Here is a 14,436-nt window from a genome sequence, read left to right as displayed (position 1 = left end):
CCCGCGCCGGCTCTGGCAGCCGTCTTTAATTCTTGGCAACAATGCCCATGCTTTCCATGACCCTCGTTGCATTATCCTTGCAGTCGAGATCCTCGGGTTTGGCATCGATCAATTGAATCAGCGACAACAGATGCGCCTTGTTCTGCGCCAGGCGCACTTCCAGCGATTCGATATCGGCGATCTTCTTTTTCAGCGCCACCATCAGCTCATCATGTTTCCATAATGAAATATTCTCCGGCAAGACTTGCTTGATTTCGTCGAGCGTAAAGCCCGCCTGCTGGGCGTCGCTGATAATCGACAGTACCGCCACCGCTTCCAGCGGATAGTCGCGGTAGCCGTTCGATTGCCGGTCCACGGCTTTCAGCAAGCCCTTGGATTCGTAGAAGCGTATCGTGGACGCCGCCAGGCCGCTGCGCTTGGCCAGTTCGCCTATTTTCATCGTTGTATTCCTGCTCAATTATCGTGGCTTGCCATCGCGGCCTGATCTATAGGCCGTGCATCACTATAAGCTTGAAGCCAGCTTGAATGTCAACCGGCGGATGGCGGCATGTGCGCGAACCCGTGTCGCGAACGGGACACAGGCAAAAAAAATCGCATTTCAGGGCTTGACCTTCAAGTTAGCTTAAAGCTTATCGTGAGGCTATCGCAACCCTGGAGATCAGCATGAACCCCTTTACCGCACTGACATTGCCCAATGGCGCAGTCATACCCAACCGCCTTGCCAAGGCCGCCATGGAAGAAAACATGGCCGACAACGATCACGCGCCCTCAAAGGAGCTGATCCGCCTGTACCAATCGTGGGCCGATGGCGGCGTTGGCCTGATGATCACTGGAAACGTGATGATCGACCGGCGCGCCATGACGGGACCGGGCGGGGTCGTGCTCGATTCCGGGCAATCTGGCGCCCGCTTCGAGCAATGGTCGCGGACCGCCCGTTCACGCGGGGCGCACATCTGGATGCAGATCAACCACCCGGGACGCCAGATGCCGGCCGCCATGGGACAGCAAACCATGGCGCCATCGGCCGTGCCCATGGACCTGGGCAATTTTTCCAAGCAGTTTGCCGCGCCACGGGAAATGACGGAAGCCGATATTGCCGATGTGAAACAACGCTTTGTCGCCAGCGCCCGGCTGGCGGAACAGTTCGGTTTTACGGGCGTGCAAATCCATGCGGCGCACGGCTACCTGCTCAGCCAGTTCCTCTCCCCTCTGACGAATAGACGCACGGACCGCTGGGGCGGCTCGCTCGAGAACCGGGCACGGCTGCTGGTCGACGTCGTCAACGGGGTGCGGCAGGCCGTGGGCAAAGGCTTTGCCGTCGCCGTCAAGCTCAACTCGGCGGATTTCCAGAAAGGCGGCTTCACGCAGGAGGACGCCAGGCAGGTGGTTTCCCTGCTCAACAGCCTGGGCGTGGATCTGATCGAATTGTCTGGCGGCAGCTATGAAGCCCCCGCCATGCATGGCCAGACCCGCGACGGCCGCACCCTGGCCCGCGAAGCGTATTTCCTGGAATTCGCCAAAGACATCGCCACCGTGGCCACGATGCCCCTCATGGTGACGGGCGGCATACGCCGCTACCAGGTGGTCGAGCAAGTGCTGGGCAGCGGCATTGCCATGGCGGGCATGGGGACGGCGCTGGCCATCGATCCGCATCTGCCGAAAGCATGGCTTTCCGACCGTTCGGCCAGCCCCATGCTCAGGGCCATCACCTGGAAAAACAAGGTGCTGTCGTCGATCGGCTATATGGCGATGGTGAAGTATCAGCTGCGGCGTTTGAGCCAGGGCAAGCAAACCAGGCCGAATGTGGCCCCTGCCCTGGCGCTGCTGATGCAGCAACTGGAAACCAAAGTCAGGAATTGGCAGTATCGCCGCCGGATGAACCGGCTGGCGCCCGGCGGCTTGTCGCTGAATTGATTCCAATCCAATACGAAAGGTGCAAGAAATGAACATGAAAATTGCCGCGGCAGTATCCGCATTGCTATGGAGTACTGCCGCAGCCCCGTCGTGGGCTGACAATCCTGCCGAAAACAAGCAGGTCCTCATTGATATCGCCGGCCATGACGTGCCGGTGGCGGCCGGCGGCCTGTACGACCGCTTTCGCTCGAATCCGCCGCTATCGGTGATTGCGGCGGAAGCGCCGGAGCTGGACCTGAGCTGGTTCAAGGGGATTCAAAAAGAAAAGGTCGCCATCGGCTTCGAATCGTATTCGCCGAATTTTTATTATAAAAACAGCAAAATCACGGCTGTCTTTACGGCAGACCTGGCGAGGCTGAAGGAGCTGATGCCGGAAGATATTTTGCGGGAAGTCCAGCCACTGCAAGTGTGGCCGGGCCGGGGCGCGGTGGCGTTGACGGCCTACGCCTATGAATACTGCGACAACGACAGCTACAATGAAATTTCGTTGGCGATCGTGACCAACAAGCCCGGCACCACCAGTTTCGGCCCTTTCACCTTGCTGGGGCAATCGCTGTCCAACGATTTCTGGGGTTATGTGCTCAAGCTGCCCGTGAACACGGAACTGGCCAGGGTGCGCGGTGTCGTTGGGTACAATCTGCCCAAGTGGCTGACCGGTATCGAGCGGAAAGAAACTGAAGGTCACGTTGCCTTCGAGGTCATGGACAGCGCAACGGGCAAGCTCGATTTTGTTTTTGCGGGCAAAAAACTGGGCGGCCTGTCGAACCAGGCCGAGCTGGTAACGAACAGCTTCACCAACAAGGATGGCGCCGGCAAGCTCACTTACGGCTATGCCGTTTCCCGCCAGCTCAGCCACGCATCGAGCACGAGCGCGGAAGCGGTCGACCTGAAACTGGGCGACGGCAGCTTTTCCAGCTATATCAAATCATTAAAGCTGGGGAAGCTGATGAAATATGAATACGTACCGGAATTTCAGGGCGCGCTGTATGCCCCGAAGCCATTAATTGGCCAATAATCGGCTATTAATCGGTTATTAATCGGCCCACGGTGCCGCATTCCGGCTATGAGCATTGCGCGGGCTCCCCCTCCACCAGGGCAATCTCGCCAGCGAAGCAGTATCCGACTGAATGCACGGTACGGATGGGGATATCGACGCCGGTCCGGCTGACGATTTTGGCACGCAGGCGGCGCACCAGCGAATCGAGCGAGCGGCCGCTATGGTAGTCATCGCGCTGATACAGCTTGCTCAAGATCGTCTTTTTTTGTACCGGCAAACCAGGCCTGCTTGCCAGCAATTCGAGAAACATCAATTCCTTCAGACTCAGCGCCACCTGAACATCCTGGGCCAGATGCAGTTCCCACTGCGTAGAAAAGACAGTCCACCGATCCGGGATTTCCGGCACTTCCACGCCCGCTTTCTTGACCCGCTGCGCCATGCTGGCGATTACCGCCGACAATTCGCGGCAATCCACGGGCTTGACCAGGTAATGGTCTGCGCCAGAGCGATAACCTTTGAGCTTGTCGTCTATCGCGCTGCGGGCGGTCAGGATGATGATGCCCATATTGGTATTGGCTCGCACATATTCGGCCAGCACGTAACCATCCTGATCCGGCAGGCCGACATCGATCACGGCTATCTGACAATCGCATTTCGGTAAAGCCTGATAAAACTCGGCCGCATTGCGGACTGCAATGATATGCATGCCCGTCAGTTCAAGCCATTCCACCACGCTATCGCGCAAATCCTCATCATCTTCGACCAATAACACTCTAATATTCGATGGCACCGCTTTGCGCCTCCTCTATCGGCAATGGTAAGGTGATCGTCGCTGAAGTGCCGCCGCCAGGACGATTCGCCAGAAATATGCTGCCCGCATGTTGCGCAATGATGCGCCGTACCAGATACAGGCCGATGCCGCTGCCGGCGATGAAACCGGTGCGGCTGCCACGGAAATACTTGCCATAGACCAGACCGAGCTCATGTTCTGGAATACCGGTGCCATTGTCGTCTACCGTGAGGAACAATGCAGCATTATTTTTCCGCAATTGAATACTGACCAGCCCCTGTTTCGGCCCATATTTGATCGCATTATCGAGCAGATTCAACAGTGCAGTCTTCAGCAGCTTGCGGTCTCCATGAAAAACGATCACTTGCGCATACGTCAATTCCAGTTGCGGCGCACGCTCGCTCCAGAAGTCGCTGGCTTCTTCGATGACACTGCGCAGAAAGTCCGGCATGAGAATCGGTTCGCAGACGATATCCGCTTTCCCGTCATGATGCTGATCCCTTTGCAGTGCGGTTTCTGCCACTTCAAGCAGCCGCAATACCGCGCGCTGCATTTTTTCGAGGTTGGCAGCGAAGTGCCGGCCGCTGGACTGATCTTTATTTTGCAGAATATCCAGATTGGTGCGGATGACAGCCAGCGGCGTACGGTATTCGTGCGAAAACATCTGCACGAAGCGTGTCTGATTTTCCAGCGCTTCCTGCTTCGCTTCCAATGACAGCAATAGTTGATGCTTGATGCGCTCAAAATACAGCAGCAGCAAGGCCGGGAAAAATAACAAGGTGCCGGCGAGCGGTACCAGATAAACGGTGATGATATTAATCTGGGACAGCAATGCGGCACTGACGGTTGCAGGTTTGTAGAGTAAAACGCCGAGGCGCAATACATGCGCAGCAATCAGCATCAATAAACCGGCAATTGCCATTTCGCGGGCATAGCCAAGCTTGCCGGAAGCGGCTTCAGGAATGCGTGCCAATAACGTTTGCAGGCACAGTATAAAAACCAGAACCAGGCTGGCGCTGCTGAGGCAGGCACGGGAGGAAAACTCCGCTTTATTTTCTATTAATATAAAATATAAACATGCAAACAAGGCGACAAGAAAATACGCCCAGCGGCTGATCGGTTTCCCAAAAAAAGCTCTCAGCCCGACCCACACGACGACACAGCCAGAAAATAATGCAGTATTTCCCACCATTAACAGCAAGCCTGGCGGGCGGAAAGCGTTGAGTATGATGATGGTCATTCCTGCAGCGGTCAGCACCCCGGACAGGGCCCACAGCCGCGTATAACGCTCGGTGGGTGCGGCAAAATAGACGCCTATCATCGTCGCCGAAATGCATAACTGTGTAAGGGACAAGGCAATGCTGGCTGTTTGATGATCCATGGGGACAGTTTGTTCGGGGAGCGTAAGAAGGCCGCCGGATGAATCCGCCGGCCCAGGCGGCGGCCATTAGCTTGCCTATCTTACCAGATCGGCAAGGCCCAAAAAATCAGAAACCCTTGCCCGCGACCAGCCACGCGCGCACCGACGACGGCCTGGCCAGCATGGACGGCACCGCCCCCAGGCGCGTAGCGACGGAAACGCTGGCGCGCCACTGGCCGGGGCCGGCCCAGTTCAGGCCGACACCGGCGCCGGATAGGGTCGCGCTATTCTCCGCCCGGGTCCAGGGATGGCGGTTGACCTTGACATGGGCACTGTCAGCAAACGCCAGCACTTGCCATTTCCCGAACGGCATCGCCCCCAGGTCATGGCGCATTTCCACCGTGCCCACATAGCCGGTGTCGCCGGATAGTGCGCCGCTGTCATAGGCGCGGACAGTGTACGGGCCGCCGGCAGTCATTTTTTCGGCAGAATCAAGATTGCCGTCGGCCCATTGCCCGCTGAAGTTGAGGTACAGCGAGTCGCGCGGCGTCAGCCACTGCAAACGGGCGATATTCGCATTCCACTTGGAAAAGCCGCCGCCGGTGCGGGCGGTAGCGGCATCGGCTGCCGCCGCCGATCCATTATCGAAGCCGCCACGCCCGCTGGTCCAGCCCAGACTGGCAATGCTCATGCCGCCGCCCAGCAGGCCGTCGCGCAGATCGCCGTTCACGCTCGCGATCCAGTTATGCAAATGCCGGTCGGTACGCAGGCCGCTGACATCGATATGATCGCGCAGATTTTTGGCATCGTATTGCAATTGCGCATAAACGTTGAATTGCTTGCTGCGTATCAATGGCTGTTTCGCCCACAGGCTGGCCACCCTGGCAGTACCATTCGCATCGAGCGCCCTGGCGGTGCTGCCCAGCTTGTAATGCAATGCCGAATACGCGCCACCGATCCGGGTTCCCTGGCCGTTGAGCAAGGTGTCGTATCCCAGCCGGCCATAGTTCATGCCCTCGCCCGTGCTGACGAGGTTAGCGCTCAGGATATCGCCATGATGAAACGGGTTGACGATATTAAAGTTGCCGCTCAGGCGAGTGCGCCCGATGTAGCGGCTGCCGTAATTGTCCAGCGAAATGTTCGCCAGGGGAACCCTGACGTAGCGGGCCTCGACATCCATATCGGCCGTACCGACCGCCGAGCCCGGTTTGAGAACCGCATTCACGCCCACGCCCGGCACATCGGACAGCAGCAGCAAGGCACGATCGAGGTCGGCATCGGCGATCAATTGCCCGCCGCTGAGCGGCGCCAGGCTGGCCTGGAGCAAGGCGTCGCCGACTTCGCTGCGGTTGTTGAGCCGGACTTTGCCGTAGTGCGCCTCGACGACCTGAATCAGGATGACGCCGCCGGTAATCGACTGGACGGGAATGATGGCGCGCGACAGTGGAAATCCACGCTCCTGGTAATAGGCCGTGATGCGCCCGGCCACCTCGTCGAGTTGTGGCAAGGTCAGGCTTTTACCTTCCTGGTCGGCAAGCAGCGCATGCAGCGTCTCGGTGGAAAACGCGGTATGGCCGGTGATGCGCAGCGCCGTCACCTGAATCGGCGGCGACGGCGGCAAGCCGGCATCGCTCTTCGGTTTTACCTCGAGCGTCGGCGCATTCGGCTTCGCGGCGGCAGGAAGCGCCGGTTGCAATTGTTGCAAGATGGATCCCGCATTCGGCGTCGTTTGCGGATCGGCGGCATAGGCATCGAGTGGCACCAGCAACAAGGCGGCGTACAGGGGCTTCATCAACATGGGTTGCTTGAATAGGGTGGTCATGTGGTTCTTATTCTGTGATGCTGGTGGCGACGAGCGGCAACTGTATGCCGCCATTTTGAATGTGCAGCATCGGCGCAGGCGTGCCGAATCCTGTCGTGGTGTTGAGCAGCGGCGCGCCGGCCGCTTCTTGCGCACGCCCACCATCGCCGCTCCGCTGCACCACGAGCGTCGAGGACAGGTTCAATGCTTGCGGCTGCGCCAGGGCCTGCGGCGGCAAGACAGACGACTGCACTTGCGTTACCGCGCTCTGGATCTGCTGCAGCTGCGTGGCGCCGACGCTCACGTCCGGCGTGACGGGCGTGACGACAGGCGCGGCCTTGATGCTGGCGAAGGCGCGCGCTTGTCCGGTAATGATGTAATTGCCGGCATCGGCCCCGCCATAGACAGTGTGCAGATCAACGGCCTTGCCGTCGCCAGCGGCCGCGTCAGCGAACTGGCCGGTCGAGGCCAGCGTGATCACATCCGAAGCGAACTTGCCCGCCAGCATGGCATTGCCCGTATAGACCGTGGCCCCCGTGGTGGCGTCATACACCTTGTCGGCCGCCGTGATGCCGCTGACCGTAATCGATGCGGGCGTAATGCTGGCGGTCAGCACCTTGCCGTCGACGATATGGTAATTGCCGGCGTCCGCGCCGCTCAGCGCGTAGCCGCTGATGGTCACGGATTTGTTGGCGCCGACATGTTTATCGGCGAACCTGGCAGTGCGCGTGCCGCTCAGCGAGACGCTGTCGCCCAGCATGACACCGGAAAGACTGGCGGTGCCGTTCATCGCCGCCGCAGTCGTGGCATCGTAGACCTTGTCTGCGATAGATAAGCCCGCCAGCGACAGCTCGGCCTTGCTGATGGTGGCGCTCAAGCCTGTCGGTTGCGTGACGACGTAGTTGCCGGCGTCAGCCCCGCCCAAACTGAAACCGGATACGCTGACGGTCTTGTTGGCGCCGGCATCCTTGCTGGCAAAGCTGCCGATACCCTGCCCTGCCAAAGCGAGCTGATCCCCTGCCATCATGCCGGAATACGCCACATTGGCCGTATTCAGGGCCGCCGTCGTCGTCGCGTCATAGGTTTTGTCCATGGCGCCGATGCCGGTCAAAGTGATGCCTTTGGCCGTCACCGTATAGCTGCTGCCGGCCGTGCCGAGCGCATTGTAGTTGCCAGACAAGCCGCCATTGCCGCTGCTGCCCAGCACGAGGCCGGTGGTGCTGTCCAGCGCCGAACCCGTTTGCACGTTCTTGCTGGCCAGATTGCTGGCATCGCCGGCGCCGCCGACGCTGAAGGTCTGTCCCGCGACGCCCGTGGCCGTCAGCGTGCCGCCCGCCACCGCAGTGCTGCCGTCATAGGTCTTGCCGCCGGACAGAATCAGGTCGGCCTTGTGGATGGTGGCCGTCACGCTGCCCGGCTGCACCACGTTGTAATTGCTTGCATCCGTGCCCGTCAGCGTGTAGCCGCTCACGGCAACGTGCTTGCCGCTGCCGCTGCCGGCGTTGGCGTCGGCAAAGCTGCCGCTGCCCGTGCCGACGACGGAAACGTTATCATTAAGAAAACCACTGACCGTGGCCGTGCCGCTCAAGGTCGCACCGGTGCCCGCGTCATAGGTCTTGTTCAAGGCGCTGATGCCGGACACCGCCAGGTCGGCCTTGCTGATCGTCGCGCTCAAGCCTGTCGGTTGCGTGACGACGTAGTTGCCGGCGTCAGCCCCGCCCAAACTGAAACCGGATACGGCAACCGATTTATTCGCGCCGGCATCCTTGCTGGCAAAATGGCCGATACCCTGCCCTGCCAAAGCGAGCTGGTCCCCTGCCATCATGCCGGAATACGCCACGTTGGCCGTATTCAGGGTCGCCGTCGTCGTCGCGTCATAGGTTTTATCCGCTGCGCTGATGCCGGACAGCACCAATTCTGCCTTGTTGATCGTCGCCGTCACGTTTGTCGGCTGCGTGACGACGTAATTGCCGGCGTCCAGCCCGCTCAAGGTGAAACCCGAGACGCTGACCGTTTTATTCACGCCGGCATCCTTGCTGGCAAAATGCCCTGTCCCCTGGCCTGCCAGACTGAGGCTGTCGCCCGCCATCATGCCCGAATAGGTCACATTCGCCGTATTCAGGGCCGCCGCCGTCGTCGCATCGTAGGTTTTATCCATGGCGCTGATGCCGGACAGCACCAACACAGCCTTGTGGATCGTCGCCGTCACGCCGCTCGGCTGTGTGACGACGTAATTGCCGGCATCGATCCCGCTCAAGGTGAAACCGGAAACACTGACGGACTTGTTGGCGCCCGCATCCTTGGTCGCAAAGCTGCCGACACCCTGGCCGCCCAGGCTCAGGCTGTCGCCCGCGACCATGCCGGAATACGCCACATTCGCGGTATTCAGGGTCGCCGTCGTCGTCGCGTCATAGGTTTTGTCCACGGCGCCGATGCCCGTCAAAGTGATGCCCTTGGCCGTCACCGTATAGCTGCTGCCGGCCGTACCGAGCACATTGTAGTTGCCGGACAAGCCGCCGTTGCCGCTGCTGCCCAGCACGAGGCCCGTGGTGCTGCCCAGCGCCGCGCCCGTTTGCACGTTCTTGCTGGCCAGATTGCTGGCATCGCCGGAACCGCCGATGCTGAAGGTCTGCCCAGCCACACCCGTGGCCGTCAGCGTGCCGCCCGCCACCGCAGTGCTGCCGTCATAGGTCTTGCCGCCGGACAGAATCAAATCGGCCTTGTGGATGGTGGCCGTCACGCTGCCCGGCTGCACCAGGTTGTAGTTGGCCGCATCCGTGCCCGTCAGCGCATAGCCGCTGACGGCGACGTTCTTGTTGCCGCCCGCGTTGGCGTCGGCAAAGCTGCCTGTCCCCGTGCCGACGACGGAAACGTTGTCATTAAGAAAACCGCTGACCGTGGCCGTGCCGCTCAAGGTCGCACCGGTGCCCGCGTCATAGGTTTTGTTCAAGGCACTGACGCCCGATACCGCCAGGTCAGCCTTGTGGATCGTCGCGCTCAAGCCTGTCGGTTGCGTGACGACATAATTGCCGGCATCGATCCCGCTCAAGGTGAAACCGGAAACGCTGACGGTCTTGTTCGCGCCCGCATCCTTGGTCGCAAAGCTGCCGACACCCTGGCCGCCCAGGCTGACGTTATCCCCCGCGATCATGCCGGAATACGCCACGTTCGCCGTATTCAGGGTCGCCGCCGTCGTCGCGTCATAGGTCTTGTCCACGGCGCCGATGCCGGTCAAAGTGATGCCCTTGGCCGTCACCGTATAGCTGCTGCCGGCCGTGCCCAGCGCGTTGTAGTTGCCGGACAAGCCGCCGTTGCCGCTGCTGCCCAGCACGAGGCCGGTCGTGCTGCCCAGCGCCGCGCCCGTTTGCACGTTCTTGCTGGCAAGATTGCTGGCATCGCCGGCGCCGCCGATGCTGAAGGTCTGCCCAGCCACACCCGTGGCCGTCAGCGTGCCGCCCGCCACCGCAGTGCTGCCGTCATAGGTCTTGCCGCCGGACAGAATCAAATCGGCCTTGTGGATGGTGGCCGTCACGCTGCCCGGCTGCACCAGGTTGTAGTTGGCCGCATCCGTGCCCGTCAGCGCATAGCCGCTGACGGCGACGTTCTTGTTGCCGCCCGCGTTGGCGTCGGCAAAGCTGCCTGTCCCCGTGCCGACGACGGAAACGTTGTCATTAAGAAAACCGCTGACCGTGGCCGTGCCGCTCAAGGTCGCACCGGTGCCCGCGTCATAGGTTTTGTTCAAGGCACTGACGCCCGATACCGCCAGGTCAGCCTTGTGGATCGTCGCGCTCAAGCCTGTCGGTTGCGTGACGACATAATTGCCGGCATCGATCCCGCTCAAGGTGAAACCGGAGACGCTGACGGTCTTGTTCGCGCCCGCATCCTTGGTCGCAAAGCTGCCGACACCCTGGCCGCTCAGGCTCAGGCTATCGCCCGCGACCATGCCCGAATACGCCGCGTTCGCCGTATTCAAGGTAGCCGCCGTCGTCGCGTCATAGGTTTTGTCCATGGCGCCGATGCCGGTCAAAGTGATGCCCTTGGCCGTCACCGTATAGCTGCTGCCGGCCGTGCCCAGCGCATTGTAGTTGCCGGACAAGCCGCCGTTGCCGCTGCTTCCCAGGACGAGGCCGGTCGTGCTGCCCAGTGCCGCGCCCGTTTGCACGTTCTTGCTTGCAAGATTGCTGGCATCGCCGGCGCCGCCGACGCTGAAAGTCTGTCCCGCCACACCGGTGGCCGTCAGCGTGCCGCCCGCCACCGCAGTGCTGCCGTCATAGGTCTTGCCGCCAGAGAGAATCAGATCGGCCTTGTGGATGGTCGCCGTCACGCTGCCCGGCTGAACCAGCTTGTAGTTGCTTGCATCCGCGCCCGTCAGCGCATAGCCGTTGACGGCAACGCTCTTGTTGCCGCCGGCGTTGGCGTCGGCAAAGCTGCCTGTCCCCGTGCCGACGACGGAAACGTTATCATTAAGGAAACCGCTGACCGTGGCCGTGCCGCTCAAGGTCGCGCCGGTGCCCGCGTCATAGGTTTTATTCAAGGCGCTGACGCCCGACACTGCCAGGTCGGCCTTGTTGATCGTCGCCGTCACGCCGCTCGGCTGCGTCACGACGTAATTGCCAGCGTCCAGCCCGCTCAAGGTGAAACCGGAAACGCTGACCGTCTTGTTGGCGCCCGCATCCTTGCTGGCGAAATGGCCGACACCCTGCCCTCCCAGGCTCAGGCTGTCACCTGCAACCATGCCCGAATACGCCACATTGGCCGTATTCAAGGTCGCCGTCGTCGTCGCGTCATAGGTTTTATCCATGGCGCCGATGCCGGTCAAAGTGATGCCTTTGGCCATCACCGTATAGCTGCTGCCGGCCGTGCCGAGCGCATTGTAGTTGCCGGACAAGCCGCCGTTGCCGCTGCTGCCCAGGACCAGGCCCGTGGTGCTGCCCAGCGCCGCGCCCGTTTGCACGTTCTTGCTGGCAAGATTGCCGGCATCGCCGGCGCCGCCGACGCTGAAGGTCTGGCCCGCCACGCCCGTGGCCGTCAGCGTGCCGCCCGCCACCGCAGTGCTGCCGTCGTAGGTCTTGCCGCCGGACAAGACCAGATCTGCCTTGTGGATGGTGGCCGTCACGCTGCCCGGCTGCACCACGTTGTAGTTGGCCGCATCCGTGCCCGTCAGCGCATAGCCGCTGACGGCGACGGTCTTGTTGCCGCCGGCATTGGCGTCGGCAAACGTCCCCGTGGCGGAGCCGCCTGCCAGCGAAACGACATCGCCGCCGACCAGGTCGGACGACGAAATGCCTGCTCCCGTGAGCGTGGCGGTGGTCGTGCCATCGTAGGTCTTGTCGCTGGCGGAAACGCCGCTGACGTTGATGCTCTTGGGCGTGATCGTCCCCGTCTTGCTGTCGAGGCCATTCAGGTAGTAGTGCTGGCCATTATAGGCAACCGTGGTGCCGCCGCCAGTGAACCTGACGCCGGTGATGGTCACGGCCTTGTCGGTGCCGGCATTCTTGTCCGCAAAGCTAGCCGCCTGGCTGGCAGTATCGAGCGTCAGGCCGGTCGGCATGGCCAGCAGGCTGCTGACCCCAGCCAAGCCGGCGGTCGTCGTGCCGTCATAGACCTTGGGAGCAATCGAAGCGTTCAGATTGACGGCCATATAGGCGGTCAGCTGAGCTGGATTATTGAGGTACGGGGTAAAGTCCGCCGGGGTGCTGTAGCTGCCGGGGTTGTAATAGATGCTGACAGTGCCGGCATTATTTGCAAGGAAAATATTGCTATCAATGGCGGAAAGGTCGTCAAAAAAGACTGTGCCCGTGCCCCTGGCGCCATTGTCGGCCTTCAGCACGATATTCACCGCCCCTTCAGCCACGATGCCTCCGCCAAGATTGCCGATTGCTCCCCCATAAGAAACATTATTCGTCAATTTGAACTGCACATTGCGATAGGCACTGAGCGTCAGCGTCGTGTTGCTGGTCCAGTTAGGGATGCTGGGATTTCCATTGACGGAGTAGTCATTGCCGTAACCGATACCGTCGAGGATGATGATATCGCCATTGCCGGGCTTGCCAGGGGTACACGTCGTGCCCGTGCAACTGGCGGAAGCCCCTGTGGTCTTGATGGTCACATTGCCGTTATTGAGCGCCGTCGACAGGACGCGCGTATCGACATTGATGCCGTAGTCATTTCCCCAGATGCTGGCATTGCCGATCAGGATATCGTCCGGGTCCAGCAGCCATTCCCCCGCCGCGCCATGGGGCGCCGCCGTACTGACGGAGGCGCTGGCGTTGACCTTCAAGGCCTTGCCCGAAGTTTCCACCTTGCCGCCATTGCCCGACACCGCGCCGCCACGCGCCGTGATGCTGCCATTGAATTGCGTGCTGTTATCGGACCAGACGGCGACATTGCCGCCATTGCCGCGGCTGATGGCATCGGCCTTGATCGAGGCGCCGGCGTCGACGATGGCCGTGTGCGCGCGTTGCTCGCTGCCGCTGCCAAGAAAATTGCCGCCGATCAAAGCTGTGCCGCCGCCCTCGCCTGACACATCAATCGCGCTGCCCGCCGCCAGCTTGACCGTGCCGCCAAGCACCTTCACGCTGCCGCCGCCCGCGCCGCCGCTGCCGGAAGCATCGAGCGTGCCGCCATTGCTTGCGGTGCCGGCATTGCCAGCCGTCAGCACAATGGAACCGTTGACGTTCTGCACGCTGCGCGCCTGAATAATGCCGGTGTTATTGATCACGCTGGCCACCAGCGCATCCCTGGCACCGGCCGAGAGCCAGACCGCGCCACCGTCGGCTTTGATGAGGCCGCCGTTTTCGGCCAGGTTGTTCAGCGTGCTCTGCTTGACCTGCAGATTGACCAGGCTATCGCCGGAAAACGACAGCGTGACGTCGCTGCCCGCGCCCAGCGCCGCCGCACCCGCTGCGGCATTGATGGTGCCCGTATTGCTGACCGTATTGCCGATGAAGGCAACATAGCCGCCCTTGGCGGCGTTGATCGTGCCCTGGTTGACGATGCTGCCCGTGCCGCTGCCGCTGAAATGGCGCGTCGCGCCGCCCAGGCCGGCATCGCCGATGTCGAGCGTCGAGGCCACCAGGCCGCCCACGTTGATTTGCGATCCGGCGCCGAACAGCACGCCATTCGGATTGATCAGGTAGACCTGGCCATTGGCGTTGAGCTGGCCAAAGAAGCGGGTGGCATTCGTGTCGGCGATGCGGTTGACGGCAATGGCGCTGGCCGACGGCTGGACGAAATTGACGGTTTCCTGGCTCGTGGTGTTGAAAGACTGCCAATTCAATGACAGGTTCTGGCTCGCTTGCGTCACCGTGGTGGTGGCGCCGCTCTGGCTGATGGTGCCGTTGCCGGCTGTCACCTGGCCGCCCGTCGGCCCCGCCATGGCAACTGGGGTGGCCGCCAGCAAGGCGCTGAACACAAGGCTGCGATTCGCCGCCTTGCCCCGGCCCTTCGTGCGTTCCGGGACGATGACCCATGCATGGTGCACATGGCTCCAGATGAGTCGATAGATTCTGTTCATAGAGGCATGACGCATGATGGTTTTCTCTGGTTGGCGGCGCCATGCGCGGATGGCATAC

7 protein-coding genes are annotated in these 14,436 nt (G+C 61.2%); 2 read left to right on the top strand and 5 right to left on the bottom strand.

Annotated features, from left to right (window positions below; all coding sequences use genetic code 11):
* Positions 1-25 precede the first annotated feature (25 nt).
* Positions 26-439 carry a MerR family transcriptional regulator gene (locus IGS61_RS01445; protein WP_230537757.1) on the bottom strand — a complete coding sequence of 138 codons (414 nt, stop codon included), beginning with the start codon at positions 437-439 and terminating at the stop codon, positions 26-28.
* A 224-nt stretch (positions 440-663) separates the two neighbouring features.
* Here IGS61_RS01445 and IGS61_RS01440 point away from each other — a divergent pair, with 224 nt between their 5' ends.
* The gene (locus IGS61_RS01440) at positions 664-1,914 is read left to right on the top strand and encodes an NADH:flavin oxidoreductase/NADH oxidase family protein (protein WP_230537756.1); all 1,251 of its coding nucleotides are present in this window, start codon (positions 664-666) and stop codon (positions 1,912-1,914) included.
* 34 nt (positions 1,915-1,948) lie between these two features.
* The gene (locus IGS61_RS01435; RefSeq protein ID WP_230537742.1) at positions 1,949-2,929 is read left to right on the top strand and encodes an acetoacetate decarboxylase (ADC); all 981 of its coding nucleotides are present in this window, start codon (positions 1,949-1,951) and stop codon (positions 2,927-2,929) included.
* Between the two features lie 46 nt (positions 2,930-2,975).
* Here IGS61_RS01435 and IGS61_RS01430 read toward each other — a convergent pair whose 3' ends face one another.
* From IGS61_RS01430 to IGS61_RS01415, 4 genes are all read right to left on the bottom strand, one after another.
* Positions 2,976-3,677, bottom strand: coding sequence for a response regulator transcription factor (locus IGS61_RS01430; protein ID WP_171985027.1), 702 nt, complete (start codon positions 3,675-3,677; stop codon positions 2,976-2,978).
* 7 nt (positions 3,678-3,684) lie between these two features.
* Positions 3,685-5,082, bottom strand: a complete 1,398-nt coding sequence (locus IGS61_RS01425) for a sensor histidine kinase (protein ID WP_230537740.1) — start codon at positions 5,080-5,082, stop codon at positions 3,685-3,687.
* 106 nt (positions 5,083-5,188) lie between these two features.
* A complete protein-coding gene (locus tag IGS61_RS01420) occupies positions 5,189-6,883 on the bottom strand; it encodes a ShlB/FhaC/HecB family hemolysin secretion/activation protein (protein ID WP_230537726.1) in 1,695 nt (564 codons plus the stop codon).
* 7 nt (positions 6,884-6,890) lie between these two features.
* A complete protein-coding gene (locus IGS61_RS01415) occupies positions 6,891-14,393 on the bottom strand; it encodes a YDG domain-containing protein (protein ID WP_230537724.1) in 7,503 nt (2,500 codons plus the stop codon).
* Between the last annotated feature and the right edge of the window lie 43 nt (positions 14,394-14,436).

The sequence above is a fragment of the Janthinobacterium sp. FW305-129 genome, assembly GCF_020858115.1.
Classification (GTDB): Bacteria; Pseudomonadota; Gammaproteobacteria; order Burkholderiales; family Burkholderiaceae_D; genus Janthinobacterium.
Note: the sequence above shows the minus strand (reverse complement) of the source record. Positions and strands in the feature narration are given on the sequence as shown.